At 58.5% G+C, this 25,620-nt stretch carries 18 protein-coding genes; 14 read left to right on the top strand and 4 right to left on the bottom strand.

Going from position 1 to position 25,620, the window contains the following annotated elements:
- The first annotated feature begins 79 nt into the window (after positions 1-79).
- On the top strand, positions 80-511 hold the full coding sequence (locus tag FS320_RS01125) for a hypothetical protein (RefSeq protein ID WP_152708753.1): 432 nt from the start codon (positions 80-82) through the stop codon (positions 509-511).
- Here FS320_RS01125 and tnpC read toward each other — a convergent pair.
- Complete coding sequence (gene tnpC / locus FS320_RS01120) at positions 480-1,763, bottom strand: IS66 family transposase (protein WP_152708752.1); 1,284 nt, start codon at positions 1,761-1,763, stop codon at positions 480-482. The two genes, FS320_RS01125 and tnpC, sit on opposite strands and share 32 nt — an antisense overlap.
- Before the next feature lie 136 nt (positions 1,764-1,899).
- On the opposite strand from tnpC, the gene FS320_RS01115 reads away from it, so the two are divergent.
- From FS320_RS01115 to FS320_RS01105, 3 genes are all read left to right on the top strand, one after another.
- Entirely contained in the window at positions 1,900-2,583 is a 684-nt protein-coding gene (locus tag FS320_RS01115) for a hypothetical protein (RefSeq protein ID WP_152708751.1), read from the top strand.
- An 862-nt stretch (positions 2,584-3,445) separates the two neighbouring features.
- Positions 3,446-7,306, top strand: a complete 3,861-nt coding sequence (locus FS320_RS01110; RefSeq protein ID WP_162002737.1) for a strawberry notch-like NTP hydrolase domain-containing protein — start codon at positions 3,446-3,448, stop codon at positions 7,304-7,306.
- 14 nt (positions 7,307-7,320) lie between these two features.
- Positions 7,321-7,833: a hypothetical protein gene (locus FS320_RS01105; RefSeq protein WP_152708749.1), complete on the top strand. Its 513-nt coding sequence runs from the start codon at positions 7,321-7,323 to the stop codon at positions 7,831-7,833.
- 313 nt (positions 7,834-8,146) lie between these two features.
- On the opposite strand, the gene FS320_RS01100 is transcribed toward FS320_RS01105, so the two are convergent.
- Positions 8,147-9,886: a hypothetical protein gene (locus tag FS320_RS01100; protein WP_152708748.1), complete on the bottom strand. Its 1,740-nt coding sequence runs from the start codon at positions 9,884-9,886 to the stop codon at positions 8,147-8,149.
- A gap of 390 nt (positions 9,887-10,276) precedes the next feature.
- Between FS320_RS01100 and FS320_RS01095 the strand changes: the two genes are divergently transcribed.
- The 9 genes from FS320_RS01095 (at position 10,277) to FS320_RS01050 (ending at position 23,079) form a co-directional block, all read left to right on the top strand.
- Entirely contained in the window at positions 10,277-12,034 is a 1,758-nt protein-coding gene (locus FS320_RS01095) for a DEAD/DEAH box helicase (RefSeq protein ID WP_152708747.1), read from the top strand.
- A gap of 803 nt (positions 12,035-12,837) precedes the next feature.
- On the top strand, positions 12,838-13,779 hold the full coding sequence (locus tag FS320_RS01090; RefSeq protein WP_162002736.1) for an AAA family ATPase: 942 nt from the start codon (positions 12,838-12,840) through the stop codon (positions 13,777-13,779).
- A complete protein-coding gene (locus FS320_RS45015; RefSeq protein WP_153885276.1) occupies positions 13,776-16,304 on the top strand; it encodes a VWA domain-containing protein in 2,529 nt (842 codons plus the stop codon). Before FS320_RS01090 ends, FS320_RS45015 begins: the two co-directional genes overlap by 4 nt.
- 77 nt (positions 16,305-16,381) lie before the next feature.
- Positions 16,382-16,813, top strand: coding sequence for a hypothetical protein (locus FS320_RS01075; protein ID WP_152708744.1), 432 nt, complete (start codon positions 16,382-16,384; stop codon positions 16,811-16,813).
- An 80-nt stretch (positions 16,814-16,893) separates the two neighbouring features.
- Complete coding sequence (locus tag FS320_RS01070) at positions 16,894-17,619, top strand: exonuclease domain-containing protein (protein ID WP_152708743.1); 726 nt, start codon at positions 16,894-16,896, stop codon at positions 17,617-17,619.
- A gap of 6 nt (positions 17,620-17,625) precedes the next feature.
- Complete coding sequence (gene dnaE / locus FS320_RS01065) at positions 17,626-19,713, top strand: DNA polymerase III subunit alpha (protein ID WP_152708742.1); 2,088 nt, start codon at positions 17,626-17,628, stop codon at positions 19,711-19,713.
- Positions 19,714-19,809: 96 nt separating this feature from the next.
- Positions 19,810-21,084, top strand: coding sequence for a helix-hairpin-helix domain-containing protein (locus FS320_RS01060; protein ID WP_152708741.1), 1,275 nt, complete (start codon positions 19,810-19,812; stop codon positions 21,082-21,084).
- A 245-nt stretch (positions 21,085-21,329) separates the two neighbouring features.
- Complete coding sequence (locus FS320_RS01055) at positions 21,330-22,733, top strand: hypothetical protein (protein WP_152708740.1); 1,404 nt, start codon at positions 21,330-21,332, stop codon at positions 22,731-22,733.
- A 124-nt stretch (positions 22,734-22,857) separates the two neighbouring features.
- Positions 22,858-23,079 carry a hypothetical protein gene (locus FS320_RS01050; protein WP_152708739.1) on the top strand — a complete coding sequence of 74 codons (222 nt, stop codon included), beginning with the start codon at positions 22,858-22,860 and terminating at the stop codon, positions 23,077-23,079.
- Between the two features lie 142 nt (positions 23,080-23,221).
- Here the strand turns inward: FS320_RS01050 and FS320_RS01045 are convergent, their stop codons facing one another.
- Entirely contained in the window at positions 23,222-23,872 is a 651-nt protein-coding gene (locus FS320_RS01045; RefSeq protein ID WP_152708738.1) for a hypothetical protein, read from the bottom strand.
- A 5-nt stretch (positions 23,873-23,877) separates the two neighbouring features.
- Positions 23,878-24,426: a hypothetical protein gene (locus FS320_RS01040; protein WP_152708737.1), complete on the bottom strand. Its 549-nt coding sequence runs from the start codon at positions 24,424-24,426 to the stop codon at positions 23,878-23,880.
- Between the two features lie 138 nt (positions 24,427-24,564).
- Between FS320_RS01040 and FS320_RS01035 the strand changes: the two genes are divergently transcribed.
- Positions 24,565-25,593, top strand: a complete 1,029-nt coding sequence (locus tag FS320_RS01035) for a M50 family metallopeptidase (RefSeq protein ID WP_152708736.1) — start codon at positions 24,565-24,567, stop codon at positions 25,591-25,593.
- Positions 25,594-25,620 lie beyond the last annotated feature (27 nt).

Raw genomic sequence — 25,620 nt, 5'->3', positions numbered from 1 at the left:
TGTTTTGCTTAACTGACATAAACTCAACAAAGCGCAGTTAGGTCATGTTCAACGCGTAACCGTTAAGGGAGATGCGACGATGACTATAGACCGCTGGGTATATCCCGATTTGACTAGCGAACAGTTCTGCAAGTTTATTACCGATTTGACGAGAACTAAATTTGACTACGACCATCAATTGATTACCGAGGAGGTGATCAGCGAGGGACTTGAGCTTGTGCAGGGTGCGGAACGGACCTTTCCTACCGAACCACCTGACTTTGTAATCAACTGCTTCGTCTCTCGCCCGGTGGAGATGGTTTCACCCGACGGAAGAGTTGTTCAGACTCTGGACGTGTTAGACATCGTTCCAAACAGAATGCAAATGACCGTGGTTGCAAGGCTATTCAACCGCCCTGGACTGACCCAAGATCAAATTGATCAACTCCGCGATGCGTTCGATCAAAGTAATTACCCACGCCCCTATTTCGCACTGAGGTTCAGGCAGACACGGTCTGAAGGATTGTGTTGAACGCATTGGTGGCCGGACCGAGACGAGCCGTGTCAACGACCGTGCGTATGTCCGCTTCGCCCTCGGCGGCCCACATGGAGCGATAGCCGTTGGTCACCTTGCGCTGAATGACGGCGGGTCTGAGAGCGCGTTCGCAGGCGTTGTTGGTCGCATCAACCAGTCCGGGCCAGTGGGCGAAGGTCAGGAGCTGATCGCGGGCGCGCCGGACCTTGCTCTGAAGGTCACGGGCCAGATCGCAGGAGGTCGGCGCGGCCAGGATCGCGTCCAGACTTCGCTCCAGGGCCCGGCGCTTGCGAGCGAGGGTCGAGGCGGCAAGGGATCCGACCTCCTCCGCCAGGGCAAAGGCCCGGTACAGCCACAGCTGGAGGCGGGAGGGCAGGATATCCTCACTCGCCTCATCGGCATAGGCGACGTCGCGGGCAAGATGGGCCAGGCAGGTCTGGTGGGCGTCGGCATGGCCCTGCTGCGCGCTGTAGCGGTCGGAACACCAGACCTCGGGCCGGTGCCCGTCCATCACGGTCCGGATCACGCTGGCGCCCCGGGTTGGAGAGGCGTGATGGACCACCGCCTCCGAACAGCGAAACACCCAATGATAGGCGTTGGAGCCCTCGATCCGGACGCCGGTCTCGTCGGAAGCGATGACCTTGGCCTGGCGCAACGCCGCAACCGCCTTGTCGCGCTCGGCCGCAAAGGCGCCCTGCGCTCGGCGCAGCATGGTCATCAGGCCGCCCTGGCTGACGGTGAGCCCGAACAGATCCGCGAATGCGCTTTGCAGCCGCTCGTAGGACAGAGCCTGGAAGGTCTTGAGATAAGTCGCCATGGCATGGACGCGGGGCCCGAACGGCGTCCCCTTGGCGGCGTCCGGCACGGCCGCGGCGACCCGCGTTCCACACGCCCGGCAGCGCACCGCCAGGCGCCGATGCTGGGTGACACGGGGCGCCACCGCCGGCAGCTCAATCTGCTCGTGGAGGCTGATCGTCTCCGCCGGCCAATCCGCCATCAGGACAGCCGAACAGCACGAGCACCGGTCAGGACGGTGCTCGACCACCTCATCGGGCGTGGCGCTGAGGATCCGGCTGTGGCCTTCGTGACCAGGCTTGGCTCCGCCGGGCTTGGCCTGATCCCGACGCTGCTTGCGATCGGTCGAGGGCGGCTTTGAGGACGTGCGCGAGGTCTTTTGCGGCCGCTGCAGTCGCAGCACCAGCTCGATCAGCTCTTCCTTGCTCAGACGCTCAAGATCGCTGCGGCCCATACAGGCATGGAATCAGCGAAGCCCGACTCGTGCAAGGGCCTGGGTAATTACCGATCAAACTGATCCCGATGAGACTGCAATTTCGGATTCGGCGGATAGACTCGCCAATGCTGGTATACCTTCGAACGACTACCGCATGGCCCTTTCCTATATCCTTGAAAGATTAGAGTATAAAGATCTTAGAGATTGTCGGGATTGTATTGATAATTTGCTCGAACAAGCACGAAATCACGTTGATGAACTCGGCAATCCCTATTTTGGAATGCGGGAAAGTGAAAGCGGCATTCGGCTACTCTGTGATGCGCCGTCCAATGCGACCCCAGAAGAGCATATTATCTATGGAGACGTAAACGACCCGGAAGGTGCTATCTTAGAGTACGAGCGGCAAAAGGGCGGACCTTGTTCCGATGCGATCGCCGTAACTGCGCATCGGATCGGAACCATCTTCAAGCATCCCGAGTGGCGCACCGTAATGAAGTTAAAAGACGTCAAAATAGGACGGTGTAGGATCGTTCGCACGAAGGTACCAGTTATCGAGTCCCGCGAACGAAACCGTGTCGGGTGGGGATACGTCTTATCGGAAGAACATATTAAGCACGACTCCGAAAGATCTCTCCGTGAGTGCATAGAGACGGCCGCAATTTCCACGGCCATAGTCATTCTGATTCATGGCGGGAAGAACATAGATGCTTCGATTTCCATGTTTATTTCTCACATCCTACAGTGCCTCGAACACAAGCTCGAAGCAACAGTGAGATGTATATCCGCAGAATTTAAGGAAATTTCAGAATACAAAGAATGGGAGGAGAAGGTATGGTAACCGCACTCCGGCCGATACGGAGGATCCAGATCTGTAGCCCTACATGGTATCTGGGAGAATGACGAACCTGTGCCGTCTCGCATTCGCATGTCTCGGGACATTCTTACTGTCCCCGGGATCATGGGCGCAATGTGCGTGCGGACCAGACTTCTGCCAAGGCGACGCCCGGTATCCGGTGCGGCTGGCTACTAAGAAAAGCGATCTATCCCGTCAAGGCTATCCAGCTGATCTGATTACGCTACTTGATAAAGCGGATGCCTGCTACGCAGCGATTGATCGCGCACCCGATAGCTTTACCCTAATGTCCGTCAAGCCAAACGGGGACAATCTTTCTACAGAGTGGTCTGACGACAACGAGGAGGCTGCGCTGACTGGCGTCCAGACCGGGATCCTACAGGCTTACTACAAGTTTAATGTCCGGGAGGCCTTTGCCTGCTGTGGACGCCCGAAGGCTCAGGATAGGCCGGACTGGGATGCCGCGCTCTCGCTTAGCAAGGATCAGGCGATCTCTTGTACAAGGCAAGGCTCTGCAGTCACCTGCCGGTGAAGCTGCTGCAGTTCATCATTTCAGGTTCCCGGCGAGTTTAACCCTCCAATCGCGGCGATGAAACGATGCGCTCAATCCCGACCCATGGTAAGCCGAAGGTTCAGTTGACTCCGTACTAGAGCCTTCCGGTGCCAAACAATTTTTGACCTACCCTTTGCCGTCTCGCGAACCTAAAACCACGCCATTATGCCTACTTGCATTGGAAAAGGGCCCCGCCAGGATGCGGGGCATTTTTATTTGGTTCACCAGGTGATCAGCGGAATTCCCCAAATCCCCAAAATGACGGGCGCCTGCCGCCCGCAAGATGAGAACCTCATGGCGACGCAAACCGAAGTGACCAAGGCTCTGGAAAAGATCGCACGCGGCCACACTCTCGACGCAGGCGATCAGGAGCTTGCAATGGAGACCATGCAGGCGGCCTTCGCCCGCTATGCCGATCAGATTGGCCCAGACGCACCATCCAGCGCAGCCTCTCTCAACGCCGTCGCAGTGCTGCGCAAGCTGTGCGCCCTCCCGAAAACTGCAAACATAGAAGCTACTTGGGCCGCCGCCCGCCTCGTCGGCATTGCCCAGAACGACAATATCCTTGTCGACAGCTGCGTGTCCGCCGCCATCGTTTCGGCTAGCGGCGCTACCCCCAAGAAGAAGAGCCCTTCCCCGAACGGCATCATTCTGTCCAGCCCCGCGCAATCCGTTCCTCCCCAAGGCTTTGCCGTCCCGGATGATACTCGTGTCGCTGTGGTTCGCAGCAAGGCTGACGCCCCATCCGATCACCTGTTCGTCAATGCCGGTCGCATCGCCAGCTTCAACATTGAGGATGCAGCTGTGGACCTTTATGTCGGCGGAACGGATGCCACCGTCGCTCCGGAAGTCGTAGACATCAAAGTGATCGACAAGACCGCCGGTCAGGCGCTCGACATCATTCCTGTGCGCGATCCGGCCACCCGCCGCCCGCCCAAAGTGGCCAAGGGCAAGGCAATCGAGATCTCCCACAATCCACCGACGGAAGATGATTCCGGCAGCGTGAATGAGATCTACGACCAGTACCGTCCGGAATGCGCAATCTTCGCCGAAGCTAAACCCCATCCGGCGGCCCTGATTCAGTCGAAGACCCTTGCCGGGTCCAAACCAGTCGCGCCGACATATAAGCCCATGCTCGACCCGGAGGTAATCCGCTCCGGTGCATTGTCCGACATTCAGTTGGAGAGCATCGTGCTCGCCGGCGAGGCTCACAGCAAGCTTCTTCCGTTTGACCCTGACCTCAATGCCGAGCCTCGGCTGGGCTTCCTCGTTGCAGACGGTACCGGCGCGGGCAAGACCAACGAAACCACCGGCATCATTCTCGACAACTGGAACCGCGGCCGCCGTAAGGCGATCGTCGTCGGCGAGAAGCAGAGGCATCGAGAGAATGTCGTTAAGGCCATGCAAATGCTGGGAATGTCGACCGAGAATCTGATCAATCTCGGCGACTACAACCGCAAGCATGCGGTACCGAAGCGCAATGGTATCCTTTATCTGACCTATGCACTTCTCCGAAGCCAAAATGAAACCGGCCGTTTCGACCGCCTGAAGCAGATCACAGATTGGGTCGGTGAGGACTTCGACGGCGTCATCGTGCTGGATGAGAGCCAGAACATGCGCAACGGTCTGGATTCGAACAAGAACGACGGTGGCTGGGGCGTCGCCACCTCCCTGCAGGGTCTCGCTGGCATCAAGTTACAGAACGCCCTGCCGAACGCTCGCGTGGTCTATTGCTCGGCCACCGGTGCAACCGAGCTCGACAATCTCGCCTACATGGTCCGCCTTGGTCTGTGGGGCGCCGGGACCAGCTACGCCAAGCCCACCGACTTCTTCGACGATTTCGGTGGCGCGGGCCTCTCGGGACTGGAAGCGATCACCTCGCACATCAAGGCCGCAGGGCAGATGGTCTGCCGGCAGCTCTCCCTTGAGGGTGTCCGCTACGAAGAGCTGATCCACCCGATGTCGGCCAACGACATCGAGTTGTTCGACCGATACTCAAATATGCTCTACGAGATCACCAGCATTGCCCGGACGTGCATCGAGAACGCCGTGCCCGCCGATGAGAAGGGCTGGAAGCCAACTTGGCGCCAAGTCCGGACGGCTAACGGCGGCACGTATTTCGGTGCGCTCTACGCCCAACTCTCCAAGCGCGTGATCGACACCCTGATCGTTTCGATCAAGACACACAGCCTCATCGAGGACATCAAGAAGGCCCTCGCACGCGGCGAAGCCTGCGTCATCCAGCTGCAGAACACGTTCGAAGCGGAGCTCGACCGCCATCTCGATAGCGGCGACATCGATGCCTCGAAGCTCCAGGCAGCGAGCGAACTCATCCGGTTCGTAGAGTCCTTGCCGGAGGTCCTGACCAACAAGGAAGGCTTCGCGATCAAGAAGAACGGTTCCATGGTCACAATCGACATGAACGTCGATGCCAAGCGTGCCCTGATCGAGAAGATTCAGTCCATGCCGGGCTTTATTCGCCCGCTGGAAGCACTTCTCGGAAACTTTGGCACGTCCCAGGTGGCGGAGATCACCGGACGGTCTAAGCGCGTCGTGCCAGTCGATGCTCTGGGCAACCACGGGGATGCTAACGCCGCAAGCAAGTTGGAGCCACGCACGGAGCGCGACGTCCGTCAGGACTGGCGGGCCTTTATGAACGACCAGAAACAGATCCTTGTCTTCAGCAACAGCGCCGGCGGCACTGGAATGGATTACCACGCGAGCCTGTTCGCGCGAAACCAGCGGCAGCGGCGCCACTACGTCCTGCAGCTCGGATCGCAGGCGGATCAGGCCGTTCAGGGTCTCGGCCGGTCGCATCGCAGCAACCAAAAGCAGCCGCCTGTGGTATCGTACGTTGCCCTCGATATCCCCGCTGAGAAGGTCTATCTCTCGTCTGTCGTGACCCGCATGGCGAGCCTCGGCGCCCTGAGCCAGGGGCACCGACAGGCGACCTCGAACGGTCTCTTTACGTCGCTGGACAGCTACCGCTCGTCCCATGCGTATTCAGGCTGGAGCTCGTTCTACGCAAAGCTCAAAGGTGGCAGCTATGATGATCTCAAACCGGAGGATATCACCTTCCTCAACGACCTTGAGACCAAGGGCAGCTACCGGGGCCAAAGCTACATCACCCTCGAAGTCTTCCTCCGTCGGGCAGCGACGCTCCCAATCGCCGTGCAGCGGAAGGCGTTCGCCTACCTCGACTCCGAGATCGCAAACCACGTGATGGCACTCATCTCGGACGGCAATTTCGACACGGGGCCGGAGTTCATGCGGGAGGAAGTTCGCACCATCGACGAAAACGTGATCTACACCCATCCCTTCACGGGCGCTCGGGTTAAGGTCACCAAGCTCGAATGCGACCCCAACTCGAACATCTCGTATTTCAGCCAAGCGTACCAGACGGCGCTCCTCCTCCGCTCCACAACTGACATGCCCCAAACCTGGTTCAACATGTCGACGGCGGACGTATGGATCGAGGTGCCCACGGGCTTGGCCTCCAACGGCTGGGAAATGGTTCATGTCATCCGCCCAGACGGCGAGTGCGTGATGCCGAAATTCGCCATGCGGGGACGCCGTATCGAGAAGGTCGAGGATCAGTCACGGGCCGAGATGCTCTGGCAGGTTCAGGTGGATCGCATCAAGAACCATCGTGCCCGCGAGAAGATCATGATCTCGGGCGCTCTGCCCTTGATCTGGAAGCACTTCGGCAAGACCAAGTTCGGTTTCGGTCGCCGCCTCTGGATCGCCAACACCAGCGACGGGAGCCGGATCCTTGGGTTCATCACCTCGGAGGAGGAGGTCGAGGATATCCGCATCAAGCTTGGCAACCTCAAGGTCGGCGGAGCGCTCGACTTCGCCGAGATCAAGCAGGAGCTCGACGCCGGAAAGACGATTGTCCTGAGCAACAGCACGATGATCACCCCGCAGCTCGTGATGACGGCCGTGCGTCAGACCTACAACCTGTCTGACGACAAGCTGAAGACGTTCAAGGCAAATGCCCCGCACCTCGGCCTGGATCTCGTTACGTTCAATGGTCTGGAGTATCTCGCCTTCCCGACGGATTCAGCTAAGGCTGAACAGACGTTGAAGAACCTTATCGCTCTGTACGGATACGCCTATACTTCGGATCAGCCCGATTGGAGCCTGATTGCCTGAAGTGGAGACGCTGTTTGACTGAGAATCTCACCCCCGCGGCTGCGCCCTCCCGCAGTCGCTCCCTATTGGATGCCTTGATAGACATCATCTCGCTTGGCGTGATGGCGATCCTGGCGTTCGCCGGTATGGGCACCATGAATCTGCTTCTGCTCATGGTGGTCGCCGCCTTCAATCTTGACCGCTATTACGGTCACCGCTCGCTCATTGCGCTAACCGGCTACAATCCGCGTGCCCTGGACGAGACCCGTCTAGGGACCTTCTGGCTCCGCACGATGGCCGTCATGGATGCCCCGCGCATCTCAGTACAATCGGGCAAGACCGTCAGCTTCCGGCGCGCGGTCTCAGCCTATGACCAAGTGATGTACGTCATCACCTACTGGTGTCCCTTCGTGATGTTCGCAGGCGCCAACCGCTTTTTCAAAGGAAACGGCAGCCTCACGCTTATCGTGTTGGCTGCCGCTCTGATCATTGCAATCGGTCGCTATGCCCGTGGTGTGGGCGCAGCGCGAAAGCTCGCTGCACGCTAGTACGTACTGCCGAGGAATCTCGAATTGCTCGGCCCAACCAGCCCAGAGCACGGCCCCGGACAGGTCGAGGAGGACCCCGGCGATCCCGACGAGAGCGTGTCCTGCAGCCCCGGGGCGCTGAAGTCGATCCGAGGGTCTGCTCTGGGCGGATCCCTAAACCCGGTAATGACGGCCTGCCCCTGTCCTTTCGATGGTCCGAGCGGATCCAAACCACTCAGGTCCACCCCAGGCTTCGTCAAATCGCGAGCATGCCCCCCAGCCGATGCGCCGAGCATTAATCCCACAACCGCAAGAATTCCAAACCTCCGCATCGTCAGCCTCCAATCTCAAGGGACGCTTTCGCAACGGACGGCATCTGAGCCACCCGCGCCGGCATAGCCGTAGCGATATGATCGGCCTCCTGGGACGCCTGGTTGACGATCCCGCTCATCGTACCCCTCGCATTCGGAGCCAAATCTCCAGATCCGGCCACTTGCGCGAAGATATTCGGTTGACCCGATTGCTGACGATCCGTGACCGAAGCGAATTGCTGGGTCTCTGGGTGTGCCTCAGCGAACATCCGCATCGCGGTCTTGCCCTCGCGTCCGCCTTCCGCTCCAAGTTCCAGCGCGTGCTTCATCAGGCCTTGGGCCTTCTCACCCATCTCGACAGCACCACTTTGCGGATCAACCTTGATGGAGGCGTCCCGGATCACCGCCAATTCAATTGGTTTTCCGTCGGCGCGGCTGTTCTCCGTGATGGTCAACTGCCCATTCTTCACAATGAAGTCCATCTGGGACTGAGAATTCTCATTGTCGAAGGACACCCGCATGGCCGTCAGGGGCTCCTTGCCTGAAAGGTCGGCAACCACCGCGCCTCTCGCGCTGCCATCAACCGCCTGCGCGAGTTCCTCCATCGGGGAAGCATTGCTGACGAACTTGGATACGTTGTCCAGCCGTTCCACCCCCTTGTCAGTGAGGTGGCCTTGGCCCTGGGAATCGAAGGACAGCGCCTTTTCATCGGATTCTGCACTGACAGCGACCGTCCGGTACCACTCACCCTGCTGGGCTTGTGCCACAATATGCTGGCCACCCTGAGCATCGACGCTCATCGCCGCCATCCCGCTTGGGCCGCTGACTGCTACAGCGTTCTCGCCCGTGCGGACGTCATGAGCCTGCACGACCTTTCCTGCCCCGTCCTGAATGCCGAGCGAGGTCGCCAGACTGGCCATCGCCTCGCCGTCCCCTTTGCTGAACCAGCCCTCCGGACCAACAACCTGCTGGGACTCCATGCCTTCATACCGGCTCTCCCGGACGATGAGGCTGCTGCTCTTTGCCTGATCCGCGAAGGACGCCGCATCGATAAGCCTTGGATCGGATACCGCGATCACCTCTTTATTAAAGCTGAAATCTTTGGATCCGTACGTCTCAGAGGTGCCGATGGCGTGAGAGGCACGGTCCAGGGATCCATCGATGGAGTTGTTTTGAAGGAAGGTCTTGCCATCGACAAACTGGTACTCTCGGGCGTCTTCCCCGGTCTCCCGATTGCCAATCATTACGGAGGACCCGGAGGGCAGTTCTGGCGGAAGGCCGAACGCCCGCGCCTTGTTCGGATAATCAGATAGGAGCGTGTTCAGGGCTTCTTTGTCATTATGGGCCCCGCTCATGTCGAGCCTAAACTCTTGCCCGGTCTCACCGGGAAGCCTCACAACCATCTGCGATCCAGCACCAAGCGTCGGGTGAGGCTGGTTGAGATTCCCCGTCTCGTAAGACCCCAACCCCCGATGTGTGGTTGGATCGACCGCGCGTCCGGCCAGCGACTGACCTTGGGTCAGGGCCTCGATCTTCTGCCCAGCGGCAACTGCATCACGTCCCGCACCCGAGTTGTTGAGTGCCTGCTCGAGCGAAGGGTCCCGGATGCCTTGAGCCCAGCTATCGGATCGGTGCTTATCGGTGCCTAGGAAGGCGTTGAGGTATTCTTTGATCTCGCCGTAAACAATCTGTGCCAGCTGGTAATATAGAAATGCCTTCCCTGCCGACATCGCGATATCGGACGTCCCAGCTCTCAGGGCCATCCCAGCTGCGCCTCTAAGGAAGCCAATGCCTCCGCGCGACTGTCCGTTCGCACCCAGCGCTGCTGAGGCCAGTTCACCGGCTATGTCCGCACTGGCGTCGCCAGCACCAGACTTACGCCCGCCGGCTGGACCGGACCCATTCACGCCAGCCTGGGGCGAATTGCCAAGGTGGGGCTGGGGATGAGGTTGGTGGGGTTCCGGCTGGCTGCGACCACCGAAGAACCGCTTTCGCATGATCAATCTCCACTTGAGGGAATAACGTCGGCGACGATCATAGGAGGTTCGGAGGCATTAAGGAACATACAAAACCCGATTCAAGGCACTTAGCCCCTTTTCTGTTGGGTTTTCGTTCGGGTACAATGCGGAAATAGGCAAGGACCCGGATCTGCCATGTCGCCCAATGCATCCCAGACGCCGGCGTTTTACGTCAATCCTAAAGCTCGCGAGCTTCAGGAGCGGATCGCTTCTGAGATCATAGATGCGGTCCGGAACGGCGAAGACGTGCTTCTGATCGCCCCCACGGGTGGCGGGAAAACCTGGATCAACAATCGGGTGGCAGCTGCTATCAGTGACGGTGATCGCCTTCAGGACGGCATCAGCGACAGCCGGGTCCTCGTGCTCCAGGGTCTTCGCAGGATCGCCTCCCAGAATTCTCAGAAATCCTCTCACTCCGGGATCGACCCCGATAGAACAGCCGTTGCAATGGACGGTAATATCCTCGGCGCCAAGCAAGCCGATGTCGTCTATGCCCTTCCCCAGACTATCGCCTCAAGGATGGATGAACTCGGGCATTTCGCCCTCATCCAAATCGACGAATGCCACCACACCACTGACGAAGATCCAGCTTCCGAATACAGCCGTGTCATCGACGAGGTGACCAAAGCCAACCCCGGTGCCGTCATTGTCGGTACCACTGCAACGCCGTTCCGTGGGGACGGTGCCAGCCTCCATCCCCGTCTTGCCTCTGCGAGACGGATTGTCATGACCTATGCCGAGGCCATCAAGATCGGACAAATCACGGAGGTCCCAACGGTCACACCCGATTACCCATTGAAGAATGGCACTTGGGTCAGGGACGCCATCGAAGCGAAGATCGACGACCGGGATATCCAGAAGACCCGCGCGGGAATCCGCTCACTGATCCAACGCAACAGGCCAGATGATTTTTTCGACAGAGCGGCACGTGAAGCCTGTCAAGAGATGAGAAGACGAGGGCTTGAGGGAAGGCCGATCCTTGGGTTTGCCACGACAATCGATGATGCGGAGAAACTAAAGACCGCGTTCGAGGATCAAGGCATCGGTGCCGGAGTAATTCATTCCGAGATGCGGCATGACGAGATCGAGGCTGCCGTCACCGACTATGCAAGCGGCAAGGTCCAGGCGCTTTGTTCAGTCGGTATGATCGGCGAAGGCTTTGACGCTCCGGAAACGGTCGCCATTCTTAATACCAAGGAGATCTTGAGCCGGGCTGAATACATGCAAATGGTCGGCCGCGCCGCCCGGAGCGCAATAGGGAAGACGCACGGGATCCTCATCGATATGGGGGCGAGCACCTATGTTCATGGCACCATGAACGAATACATTGACGCCCAGCGGTTCGTGGAAAAGGGAGACACAACCTACAAGGCTTGGACAAAGGTCTCCGACAACCCCTGGGTTCGGGCGATCTGCACTGGCAGCGAAGTGTACTTTGCCCAGGCCGTTCGCGATGCCAAGGGCCAGCCGTCGTTCCACGTTGTTTGCTGCTCGGAGGAGAGGACTACCGGCAGCCGCAGCATCAAAAGCGTCCAGTCCCGCCCCTTCAGTGCAAAGGAACTCGTCACCTTCGCCCGTGACACTATAGCCAGGCATGAGTCGGACTACCTGTCCCTGCGCAGCCGCAAGGTACAGGTCAAGATTGAAGATCAGACGATCAAGGTCTCGAAAGCCTTCCAAATTGCCTCGGAGGTTTTTCAGCAGAGCCAAAAGGGAATTTCTATGATGACCAACCTCAATAGGTTGTCTCAGGAAGAATTCAAAACCCTGACCCAGAAGAGAATGGGAACAGGCCTAGAGGGCACCTCCCAGCCGAAGGGCGTTTCAGTACCGACTCCGAAGCCTCCCAGAACTAGCCGTCCAGTTAGACCAAGTGTCGGATGGGAAATGTAGGGCTGACCCCAAACCCAAAGAATGAATGAGAGCGGCCGAGAGCCGCGTGCCGGGGCGGACCAAGTGTCCGCCCCGATGCATTTCTGCAACCCAATTCCAGCGGAAAGATCCATGAATTACGACGTACCTGTCTTCCGACACATCGCGGCCTTCAAGCTGGGGCCACGCATTCGCATGGTCCTGCAGCCCAAGCACACGGGGGCACTGCCGGCGGAATTCGAAGAGGATCAGAAGATCAGGCTGGCTGTCGAAGGGATCTTCACCGACGACCAGATCGCGGCCGCCTATGACTCCTACGTCAATAAGCTGGCGGCCGTCTTCGAAATCAACCCCTTCCTCGAGCACGATCCCATGGTGCGCGAGATTGCCATGACCATTCTCGGTCGCGGCAAGAAGCGCAAGGAGGACTTCGACGGGTTCGCGCCGTTCAACGAAGAACTCATGAACAGGGACATCGAGAAGATCCGCCAAATGGCGGCTCAGTACTACTCGACAAGCACAGACCCGGACGCCCCCCGCCTCCACCGGTTGAAACCTCCACGGTCACCGCATTCTGCCCGGTCGGGCCATTCGACTATGACCCGAAAAAACTCGCGATCGCTGACACGGTCATTCAGCAGGGCACCAGCAAGAGAATTGGGTCGGTCGAGGAGCTCATCAAGAAGCTGCGCGCAGCCGAGGATGAGGTCGTTCGTCTCAAGAAAGAGGGCCTCACTAAGTCAGCCCTGCCGGAAAACGAGCCGACCTACACCATCGTACGAAAACTCGCCCGGGACGTCTTCAAAGATGCCATCCCGACCAAGTTGCAGCCCAGTGATCTGAACTTCCCCGTCGAGGTGGTTGTCTGGAACGAGCCGCACCCGAAGGTTCCTGTGATCAGGCCTGAGTTCACCTTCGATGCCGAAAAGCTGACCCCGATCCTGTGGTCCATCGAGAACGGCTACAACTCTGCTCTGGTCGGACCTCCTGGCTGCGGCAAGACCACCATTACGGAACAAATCGCTGCCCGTCTGGGCCGTCCGTGGTTCCGAATTCCGATCGACGGCGAGATGCGCCGCCGCGAGATCGTCGGAGGCTTCAAGCAGGTCGTCGAGAACGGCGCCTCTACCACAAAATGGTTCGACGGCATCGCCCTTCAGGCCATGAAGTTGCCGGCGATCATCGACGTGGACGAAATCGACCGCGGCGACCCGGACCTGCAGTACCTCGCCCACCAGCTCTACGAGGGCAACGGCATCACCATCCTCGAGGATGAGGGCCGCGTCGTCTACCCCCACCCCAAGGTGGCGATCATGGCGACAGCCAACACCAAGGGTCGCGCCGACGGCATGAACCTCTATGCGTTGGTTCAGGAAATGAGCGAGGCAACCCGTGACCGTTTCGCGTTCTGGATCGATTTTGACTACCAGACCGAAGAGAACGAGGTGAAGCAGATCCGGAAGGAAGTTCAGAACCTTCCGCTCAACACTGCCACCAACATCGTTCGCATCGCCGGCGCCATGAGGATCGCACTTCGGGAAGGCAAGCTGAGGAGCGCCTTTAGTTACCGCCAGGTGAAGGCCTGCGCCCGCTATGCTGCCTTCCAGACAGCCATCCTTCATGACGAGACAAAGGCATGCGTCGAGTCCGTCAAGAAAATCATTGTCAACCGTGGATCGGACGAAGCCGAGTCCGGTGCCATCGCCGAGCTCGCCCGCAAGGTCATGGGCGATGATTGGCCGGCAGAGGAGAACGTCAACCCATGATCGCTGCCACGGTACCTGGATACGATCTCAAGCGCGAGATCGACATCAATTGCACGGCGGTTTCCCGCGCCAAGGTCAAAGTCGAGTTCAGGGGCAGAGGTGCCTATACTGACGGCGCGGGCCTGATCAAGCTCCCAGCGATCGATGATGCCTCTCTTTATAGAGTCCCTGACGCCCGCGTGATGCGCGGCTATGCGGACCATGAGTCAGCTCACATCATCTACACACCGACGCGGAAGCGGCAGCAAATGTTGGCGGACAAGACCGGCCTCTCGGTCGATCAGATCCGCACCGGCATCTTCAACCCTAAGCCGGACAAGCGAACTCTCATCCGCATCAAGACGATCCACGATCTCTGGAACTGTGCAGAGGACTGGCGGATCGAGCACCATCTGATGAGGGATTGGCGAGGGACCCGTGATAACCTCAATGCGACACGCGAACACGTTGTCTCCAGAGATATCGCCGGTCTTCGCAAGAACCCAAAGGGCCTTGAGAACCCGTTCACAGCTGCCGGCGCCATGCTCACCTGGCACAACGCTGTTGCCAACGGCTATACCTGTGCCAGCACCGCCCAGGCCTGCCTGAAGATTGCTCGGAAGATCAATCCGGAAGTCGCGGCGATGATCGACGAGATGTGGCCACGGATCCTTTCGACGGTCTCAGAGGACGACGTCACCGCGAACCAGAAGATCATGGATGAAGCAGAGCTCCTCACTGACACCATCCTGACTCGCTTTTACGATCCCAAGCCTAACCCGCAGCAGGACCAGGATCAGCAGCAAGACCAGGACCCAGATCAGGATCAGGATCAGGGACAAGTCCAAGATCAAGACGAGGACCAGGACAGCGAACCGGATCAACAGTCAGCGCAGAACGACCAGAACGCCGCAATCCCGGATGAGGCCGATCCCAATCAGCAACCTGAGGACGAGAACCAGACCGAGGATGACCTCTCACAAGATGTCTCCGACGATACTGATCACGCACAGGACGGCTCATCTGACGATTCCAGCAATGGCCCGGGCGCTGACACAGACCGATCTGGCGCCACTGAAGATCGGTCCGATGGCTCGGACGAACCTGGCAACGGCGAGTCGGAGCCCGAGCGCACGGAGGACGGCCCTCAGGGTGGTCAGGGCGGAGAAGATCCCGACCTGACCGACGACGCATCCAGCTCTGATACGGCCGACCAGTCCGGGAACAATGACATCACGTCGCGTTCCGATGGCTCCGACGGAGCCGATGGCAAAGATCCGTCCGACGCCGCTTCTCATCAGGGCGATGACGGAGAACGCGAAGATGGAGTTCAGTCCCCGGACAGCCCCAACCCGGGCACCGGCGCCGAGAAAGACCCAGCGACCGACAGAGACACCAATGATTGCGGCTCCGACCAGAGGGATTCCGCTGACCAGACAACCTCACCCGGTACTGCTGATGCATCGGGGCAGGATCTCGACGCTGTTCCCTCCTTGGACGAGGCAGGAGACGACGACGGGCACGGTGAGAGCACGGATGGAAGCGACGAGGACGACACGGACGCCCGCGAAGAGCGGATCCGTCAGGCCGCACAGGGTCACGAACCCGAGGATCAAGACCGGCTCGATATCGGCGACATTCTCGATCAGATCGGGGAGATTGCCGAGAAGCTCGAAAAGGAGGGCTGCATTCCCTCCCCGACTCCGATCGGCTCTACCGTCCGGCTCGACCGGACCCTGCAAGGTCCATCCGACCTCGGACACTACAACTCGGCGCGCGACCGTCTAGCAGGCGTAACATCCACGCTTGCCGGCTCCCTCCGTTCGCTCGTGATCGCCCGCGATGTTCGACGGCGCAGCCCAAACCGGGAGGAAGGGCAGCTCGACATGCGCAACATCACCGCTATTGCAACGATGTCTCCGGATATCTACGCCCGGACCACCATCACCCGATCAAACAACACTGCAATCACCTTCCTGGGCGACGTATCAGTGTCGATGACCGAGTTCGCGAATGACGACGACGACACCCCAATCAACCATCGCCAGAGCAATCCCCGCCGTATCGATCTCTATTTTGACGCCAAGATTGCTCTGACTGAGGCCTTGGGACCCGCTCGGCGGGTGGTAACGCGCTACCTCGCCTATACCAATCACTACAATTCAATCCCGCTGTACCTGCTCAAGGACTTCACGGACAACATCGTGACAGCCCGGGCAGGCATCGACCGGCTCATGTCCCAAATGGCTAAATCCCAGTTCCAGATGGGAGGCACCCCGACCGGGGAAGCCATGCTCGAAGCGTGGTCGGGAATGCGCGCAAGAAAAGAGGACAAGAAGATCCTCATCGTCATCACGGACGGCGAGCCGAACGATGGGGGCCTCGCCGAGCGGGCTGCTGCCATGATCAAGCAAGAGGGCGGGTTCGTGATTGGGGTCAGCGTCGGAAGTCAGGAACCGCAGTTCGAAATGCCGTTCTGGGTAACGGTCCCAACCATTCAGGAGTTGCCCACAAAACTATTAACTGCACTTAGACCCATTTTGTGAAACTTCTAATGGGGTTTCACGAGACGGGTTAGAATGACAGGCCTGATAGGCCAAAATCCATTAAGGAGAATCTTTCAGTGTCCAATTACACTCCGAAGCCAAATACGGGAAACGCGTGGAAGAACACGCGCCAGGGCGACGAAGGGGAATACAGCGGCAGTCAGATGGACATCGACGGCGAGGAATACCGCGTCGTTATCGAGCCCCAGACTGAGATCAATACCAAGAACGGCCCGGCCCAAGGCCGGCGCATCAAGTTCGTCGGCAAGCAGACAGGATTTACCTTCTCCGGCACAGTCTTCGACCAAAAGAAGAACTCTGCAACCGAGCAGGAAGAGGATGTGGCCAAGAACCGCCCTCGTTACACCGGCCTGGTTGCAGGGCGCGTGAACGACGATCTCGTGGTCAAAAAGCGGGTCTCGATCTGGGAGTACACGGGCAGAAACGGCAATCCCTACCTCTCGCTCAACATTCGCGACTGGGAAGATCGCCAGCAAGAGGCAGCATAGCCCATCCGGGCCTCCTGAAACCTACCAAAACGAGGAGTCGCCAAACTCCTCGTTTTTTTCTGCAAGCCGACGGAATCTCCATGCCTCTCTACCATGTGACCCTTGATACCGAGACGACCGGCCTGTCGGCCGAAGACGGGGACCGCATCGTCCAGATCGCCTGTGTCGAGATGGCCGACTTCCGACTGACGGGGAGAACTTTCAACACTCTCGTTAACCCAGAAGGCCGCCCGATCACCTACGACAGCTATCAGATCCATCGGATCACCAACGAGGATGCAGCTCGCGCGCCCCGGTATGAGGAGATTCACGACCAGCTGCTCGACTTCATCGGTGACAGTGTTCTGGTCATTCAGAACAAGCGCTTCGACCTCAGTTTCCTTGGCGCCGAGTGCAAGCGGATTGGTCAGCTCTTCCCCTATGACGCCGTTGATACCATCGACATCGCCCGCGAGCGGTGGCCCGGTCAGCCCGTTAGTCTCGACGCCCTCTGCCGGCGCCTGATGATCCAGGGCGATACGGCATCGCTCGAACGCACCTGCCGCGAGGCCGGGATCGACCCGAAGTTCATCTCCGCCGACCGGTCGAAGAAGCATGACGCCCTCGTCGATTGCATCCTGCTCGCCCAAGTCTATGCCACCATGATGACCGAACGACAGCTCGACTTCACGAGCACGAAGTCGTCCGCCCCAGCTTCAAAGGTGTTTGTCCCGGTCAACCACGGCCTTCCGCTGATGAACCTCAGCCATGACGACTACGACAAGCACGACGAAATGCTCGCTTGGCTTGCCAAGCAAGCATCCTGATAAAGCGTGACCCTCCCGATGCTCCTCGCCTGCGAATCCCATTTCAGCCATCATCACCGCTCCACCCTTTCACCGAAAAAGCTCGTGTCTCTCGCCAAGGAGCGCGGACATTTCATGATCGGGATCGCGGATCGCCAGTCCCTTGCCGGATCTCTTGAATTCAGCAAGGCCGCGATCGCCGCCGGCCTCAAGCCTGTCATCGGTGAGCGGTTCCGGTTCGGAGATCCGATCACCTCCGGCTACATCACCCTCCATGTGATGAACGCTGTTGGCTGGCAAAACCTGCTTCGCCTCAACAGCTGTTTCTTCAACAAGCGCAAGGGCAGCCTTATCGAGCTCGAGGATCTGGCTGCGTATGCCGACGGCCTCTTTGCCACCACTGGAGGGATCGAAGGCCCTATCGACCAAGCCATTCTTCAGAATCGGGTCGAAACCGGCGAGAAGTTTCTCAAGGGCCTGGTCTCCGTCTTTGGCGATCAATTGGCAGTCGCATTCGACCGGCATTTGGAGATGGGCGCCAGCGACACCGATCGCGAGGCACTCCTCGCCCAATGGTGTCTGCATTACCGCATTCCCGGAATCGCCATCAGCCCCGCACGCCACTCCAGCGAAGCAGATCGGGTCGCCCTTAACGTCCTCACGTTCGCGGCCGACGGAACCGCCAAGTCAACGATCAAGGACCCAGGTTTTCCCGCTCCTCCCGTGGGCTCGCATCTCAAGTCCGTTGACGAATTCGAAGCTCTGTTCGCGGAGTCTGCCTCGCTAATTGAGAACACGCTGTCCGTTCTCATGTTGGGCAACTTCGCTGTCATCGAATCCAAGCCCCGCCTGCCCCACGCTCCAGGCGTCGCGGATGAGAACGCAGCTGTTGTCACGGCAGCCCAACAAGGGCTCGAACGCCTGTTTCAGCAGAATCCCTATATGGAGGAGCGCCGCGCAGACTATGAAGAGCGACTGCGGATCGAGCTTGGTCACATCACCAAACTGGGTTTCTCCGGCTATTTTCTGATCGTCGCCGACTTCATCAATTGGTCCAGACACAATGATATCCCAGTCGGACCCGGTCGTGGCTCCGGTGCGGGATCGCTCGTCGCCTGGTCGCTCGGGATTACCGAGCTCGACCCGCTCCGCTGGGGCCTTCTTTTCGAGCGGTTCATCAACCCTGAGCGTATCTCACTGCCGGACTTCGATGTGGACTTCTGCGAACGGCGTCGCGACGAAGTTCTCGATTATGTCCGTGCCAAGTATGGGGCCGATCACGTCGCCCATATCGCCGCCTACAACACGCTAAAGGGCCGGGGCGCCTTCAAGGCCACGGCCCGAGCCATCGGCATCCCGGCTGGCATGGCGGATTCATTCACCAAGAAGTTCCCGGAAAAGGGTGACGGCCTGAGGAGCTTCCGGGAGGAGCAAGCCGTCAAGGACGCTCTTGCCGACAATATCGAGCTCGATGATGCTATGTCCATCGCCGAGCAGCTTGAAGGCGTTCTCGACAACGCCACCAAGCACGCCGCTGGCATCGTGATTTCCGATGAGCCCTTGCCCGAGACCACGCCTGTCATGGGCGTGCTCGACGAGGGACGCATCGTCCCTGTGACCCAGTTCGACATGGGCCCGATTGAGAAAACCGGGCTGGTGAAGTTCGACTTCCTCGGTCTGAAAACCCTGACCGTCATCACCCGGACCAAGAACATCCTGGCGTCTCAGGGTATCGAGATCGACCCCTACTCTATTCCCTACGAAGACGAACTCGTCTTTAAGCACCTCAATGAGGGTCGAACCCAGCGCGTCTTTCAGCTGGAGTCACCGGGCATGACCAGCGCCTTGAAGAAGATCAGGCCGAACACCTTTGAGGATATTGTCGCCCTCGTGTCCCTGTACCGACCCGGCCCGATGGATCAAATTCCCCTCTATGCCGAGCGTAAAGCGGGCAGGACCTCGGTCGAGTATCCTCATCCCAAACTAGAGCCCGTGCTAAAAGAGACGTACGGCATCATGGTCTATCAGGAGCAGATCATGGAGGCCGCCCGGGTCCTCGCTGGCTACTCTCTGGGAGAAGCGGACGTTCTACGCCGTGCTATCGGCAAGAAGTAGGCGGACGAGCTCAAGCGCAATCGTGACCAGTTCATTTCGCGCTGTGAAAGTCACTCCGGCATTCCTAGGGATCAAGGCGCAAGCCTCTTCGATACCGTGGAGAAGTTCGCCGATTATGGCTTCAACAAGAGCCATGCCGCGGCCTATGCGCGGATCTCCTGGATCACGGCTTGGCTTAAAACCCACCATACGGTCGCCTTCATGGCCGCCAACATGGATTACGATCGCAGCGATGCGGATAAGCTGGAAGCGGTGGTACGGGAGGCCGAGCGGCTCGGGATTGCTGTTTTACCGCCCGACATCAACGTCTCGACCGCCACCTTCGATCCTGAGGGTAATCACGCCATCCGCTTTCCCCTCGCCGGCCTATCTGGCATCAGTGGCTCTACGGCAGCAGACGTCGTGCGTAACCGGACGCTTCAAGGTCCGTTCCGATCTGCTTCAGACGCCGTAGCTCGCCTGTTCGAGACTGGGCTCAACCGGGCTCAGATCGTCACCCTCATAGATGCCGGCGCCTTCGATCCACTCATTGACCACAGCAGCCGGGAGCGGCGCTTTGATCTTCGGGAGATTGTGTCCGACATGACCGGCGGCAAGGTCGACCGCTCGGCGCCCTCTCTTTTCGAGGATCTCCAAAGCGAGACGGCCATCGACGCCGAACGCCGCCTTCGTCGCCAGGCGCTTGCTCAGGGCAAGTTGCCCCCTCCGCCGCCTCAAGCTGTCTCCGAGGAGATCGAAGCCGAAACCAAGGCCATCGGCTTCCGCCTCAGAAACCATCCGGCCGATGCCTACAAGATCCTCTCCTACCGGATTGCGGCCTCACCGGTATCAGCCGTCGGCAAAGTCCGAAATGACACGACATTCACGGTCATTGCTCAAATCGAAGCGATCTACCCGGCCAAAGACCGCCGCCCTGCCGGCATAGACGCGACCGGCGTGGAACTCATCATCAGCGACAGTTCCGGCAGGATCCGGGCTTTTGCCGAGAGCCCGACCAAAGCGCCACAGGCTGGCGATGTGGCGGTTCTGCAACTGGTCTCCAGAAATGATGGGCGCGTCCTGTCCAGTTGGCAGACCCCCGATGAGGCAAGGAAAACCTCATCCCCTGCTGTAGTCGTTCAAGCAGACTCCCGCCTGACTGCAACCCCAGCGCGAGAGCTTGAAACCCAAGTAAAGACTTCGATCCGTCTATACGGGAAAGGCGGAACCTACCGCCTCGTCTACTTCAATGCTGGGCCTGTTATTGCCGACGGTCACGAAACCCAGCAAAACGAGATCAAGACGTTGTTTAATCGAGTGAACCCGACAGCTGAGTTCATACAGAGCGTCGAGGCTATTGATGGTGTCGTTTCGGTCGCGGTGGAGGCGTAGAAAGGGGATCAAGCCATCTAATCGTTTTCATCGTTTATCAAGGAAAGGTATAATTCATAGAAGGCATCAAAACGGGGGCAACCTTGAAACGAGGAATCTTCAAAGCAGGCGCTATCACAGCGATCGGCGAAGTGGCAGCAACCAAACTTATTGGAGCCGGCCTCTTCGCAACTCTTGCCCCAACTACTTTGGGCGTGGCAGGCGCAGCGGTCGGAACGGTCGTCGTCTGGAATGCCGCTTGGCATATGCTGAAGCCCAAGAAAACGTCTAACCGTCGCCTAGTCGACCTCACCTATGACGCGATAGGGACGAGCATCGGCCGCACTGTCAAAGGCATTCGGGCCGTGACATGCATGATCGCTGGTCCCGGCGTCCGTGAAGGCACTATGCCTGAGCGTGGTGAACGCCCAATCTACTCCAGCAAGAATGCTCAGGATTTCGAGAAGCTCATGGCTAAGGCCATGACCTCTCAGGAGAAGCCCGTCACTGCAGACCTGATCTTCAGTGAAGACGGGTACAAGGCATTCGTCAGCCGCGCCCGCGAGGCGGGGCTAAACGTCATCGAGCTTGATCTGGGAGATTCTGCTTCCAAGCGTCGAGATGCCATGCCGGCTTTCCAGAATGGACATGAGGCAGTCGCTAAGATCAGCCAGATCATTGCAGAAGAAGGCCATCTTGCCCCTGATCGGGCGGAATCGACCATTGACCGCATCATCAAGTCAGACTTCGACACCGAACTGAAGAAGGCTTTGTTTGAGGTCATTGACGCCGATCTGATCGAAGCCCGTCGGCGCCTGGAAGAGGAAAAGGACGAGACCGACCGCAAGACCGGCCTGATCGACCGGGCCTGTGAGGAACGGGAGATTCGCTCTAGGACCCTCATCCAGGATAATGCGGAGATCGCCCAAGCCCTTCGAGAGATCGGTTTCCTGAGGCAGCCCGATCAATTCCTATCCAATCTCGAAATGAGTGCGCAGCGGATCGGGTCGGAACAAACCCTAGATAACCTGACCAAGCGCCCCGCCCTCTTCGGCCAGCCCAATCGGCAGCCGGGTTTCCTCGAAACATCAGAGCAGGCCACCAGCCGCGACAACATCGCCATCATCAATAGCGGCCAAGCGTTTCAGCTGCTCACCCGATATGCCCAGAACTTGAAGACAGTCTCGGAGCTCGCGGTGGAAGCCCAACAGCTTCAGTCAAAAAAGGACGAGCTGCTGGAGACAGTCGCTCAGCGGCAGGATGCCGTCGCAAACGTCGAAACGAAGCTCCAGCGTGAGAGTGCTCTTCTTGTCCCAGAAACCCGTAAAGCCGTTCTACGCGACAGCCTTGATGTCCTTTTGAAGGCTCGGGAAAACGGATCTGCCGGACATCGCACGGAGCAACCGGGCACTATTAGAGCAACCGGTGACAAATCCCTTAACGCCCGGGTCGAAATCGCACCAGCGCACATTAATACACAGCAGATTCTCACCGCGTTTGGTGCAATTGCGGGGCTCGCCGCAGGGCATCTAGGATCGTCCGCACTTGGGCCGGACCGCTCGCAAAATGAAAGGAAAGACAAGAGCTTACCAGAGACCCACCAGGGAGAGTCCGTCCGCCGGCGGCGCTATGCAGGCCCCCGCAATGCCGAGGCCTCGCATGGACGTTAAATACTCTTCTTTACCGTAAATGGCCTTTGACCGAGCACTTTGCAATCTGATGTGCTTTATGGCGAAAATTAGACTAAACTGATGCTCACACATCAGATTCCAATACCCCAATAGGAGCATTCCCGTGGACACAGCCTTCTCCGGCAGAACTCGTGAAGATGAGGTTCTTGCCCGCCTAACCGGCAATCATCGCGTATCCCCTATCGAGGATCTTGAGACCGAGTTTGCTCGCGAGATCGATCCCAACAGCACCAACGACCGCTATGATGCCGAGCTCGAAGCCGGCCTCGAGGCTCTCTCCGATTTCCAGTATTCACTTGATGACCTGATCGAGAACGACGTTTGACCGTTCGCCCATGGCGGCCTTCACATAATCTTCGAATGCTCCGCAAGATGAAGACGCCAGAAAGAGGGCCCGAAATGAGTTCGCGCCCTCTTTCATTTTTTTAAGTCAGGTACACCGTAGAAGTCCGTGGCAGTCCGCCAGCTCAGGCAACTTCCGCAAGCCGCTCATTTCCGATTGATACAGCAGGAATGATCACGTCGCTTGGTCGGGACGGATCGATATTTCCAACACGGCGAAGTTGATATCCGCGGCCGCCCACTCCTGAATGCTTCACAGCCGACACAATATAGGTTGAACAACCGATAGGTTCTCTTGAGAGCCAGGAAGGTGACAGCCGATCCACTAAGATTCCGAGCACATTCTGGGACAGACAGGCCGACGCCAGTACGTTGATCTGCCGGCGAACCATCGATCCGAACGAGCCAGTACCCTCAGGACCGGTTGCGGGATCAAGCCCTAATAAGTCGTCAATGACCACGACGGCAATATCCGGCTTAAAGCAGAGATGCCTCGCCACGCCCATCGCCGTGCACATCCCCGCGCCCTGGTAGTAGACCACGCGATCGGCATCGAGCGCCTTGGGAAGCACGCCTTCAAGGGCTTCTTTACCGTGCCCCAAGGTGTCAATCAGGGCCACGCATTTCCCCGAGCTGTGTCCTGATGCCGAGGTCAGCGCCTCGGCAATCCTAAGTGCCACCGAGGTCCGCCCAGCACCTGACTCACCCAGAAGGCGGACCAATCCGGCCCGTGGCAGGGAGCTCATAAAGTGCCGCATCACCTCTGGATCGTTCATGGCACTCATCCTTCCCCTCGTGAGGTCTCAATACGAAACCGCTCACGGCGGATAGAAAGATGCCACGGGTCTTCTCCGTTCTGCCGCCTGGCGAATTCGTCGAACCGAAGTCCCATCTCCTGGTCACTCAATGTCTGGCTCAGCCCCATGACAATGTGCTGAAGGACAGCTCCGAACAGTCGGGCTCCTTCCTCAATAGGCAAAAGCTCATGATCCTTGATCACGACGGCTTGATAGAATCTCATTGAATTGTCCGTCGTCATCCGCATGATCTCCTTGCGAGTGACGTTATCGAATTCGATGTACGGATCATCGTGGAAGCCCGACTGAGGCATTAAAGATCCGTCCGCCGTGACGTCGAGGGATGGCGAATTTAGCATCTCCGCCCCTTCCCCGGAAAACTCAGGCTCAGCCATGTTCGATGCGTCACCTGCTGGATCAGCTTCCGCAGACGTCGCGTCATGTCCGGCCGATGACGCCTCATAGGCCTCGTCAATATCAGCCCCGCCTTCGTCTGGACCTGTGGTCCGATCTTCATCGTTCGACTGGTTCAAAACGTCCTCGCTGGATCATGTGGGTAGAATCTAAAACCCCACAAAAGGGGTGAAGCCATTATACAAACCGCTTCACCTCAGGCATAGAACCCCATTAGAAATAGATAGCAAACCCCACTAGTCCGCCTTGGAGCCATCATGGCCGAAACCATTTTGATCACGATTTTGCCCTTCCTGTTCATCATGACCGTGGTTGTTACAATCCATGAGGCAGGACATTACTGGGTCGCCAGATGGCTGGGGATCAAGGTTGAGGAGTTCTCCATCGGCTTTGGCCCTCTGCTTCGGCGCGACCAGGGGAAGCACAATCTCTGGACCATTCGTGCCCTTCCGCTCGGCGGGTATGTGCGATTTGCGGAGACCGGCGAGAAAAGTTTCCGCAAAGCATCCGGCCTTTCCCGCATTACCGTTGCATTCGCCGGGCCGAGCTTCAATATCCTGGCATCATTCGTTTTCTTCGTCGCCGTCTTCTATGCCGGTCTTACCTGGTCCTCGACCACCATCCTTGCGACTGTTCCGGGCAGCGGAGCCCAATTGGCTGACATTCACCCGGGCGACCGCATTGTCTCGATTAACGGAGTGGCAATCTCGTCCGTCGACGATCTCTATGCGGCGAGCCACTTCGGCGATCCTGACGGCATCGATCGCTTTCAACTCGACCGCAGCGGATCTCTGATGGAGCTCGACGTCCTGAAGGCTGACGGCAAGTATGGCCTGGTCTTCAACCGGGAACATGCGCGCTCCGACCTCCCCAAGTCGTTCGTTCTCGCCATGAAGCAGATGGTCTCCGCCTCTGTCGGAATCTTCAACATCCCGGCACTGGTCTACAGCATGGGAGGCAATCCGATCGAGGTCTTCTCTGGCCCAGTCGGGATTGCTCATGTCACGGGCAAAGCGGTTCAAAGCGAAGAGGCCCTGCTTACCGTCCTTCTGCTTCTCGCCCACCTCAACCTTGGCCTTGCTCTTGTCAATCTCCTGCCCGTCCCGTTGTTCGACGGGGGGCGGATTCTGCTTTATGCCATTGAGAGTTGCGTTAAAAAGCCTGCGAGCCGCAGCGTTGAGAACGCATTGGCGGGCATCTCAGTCGCCGTCATCGCCTTTACGGGCATACTTGTGACCTGGAGCGATCTCCAGAAGATCATACTTCTTTCGTTTCCAACACCCTAAGGCTATCTCGAGCCAATCGGAGCGTCG

Origin of the sequence: Microvirga tunisiensis (assembly GCF_009296175.1) — a bacterium.
GTDB classification, from domain to species: Bacteria; Pseudomonadota; Alphaproteobacteria; order Rhizobiales; family Beijerinckiaceae; genus Microvirga; species Microvirga tunisiensis.
This window is presented reverse-complemented; position numbering and strand designations above follow the sequence as displayed.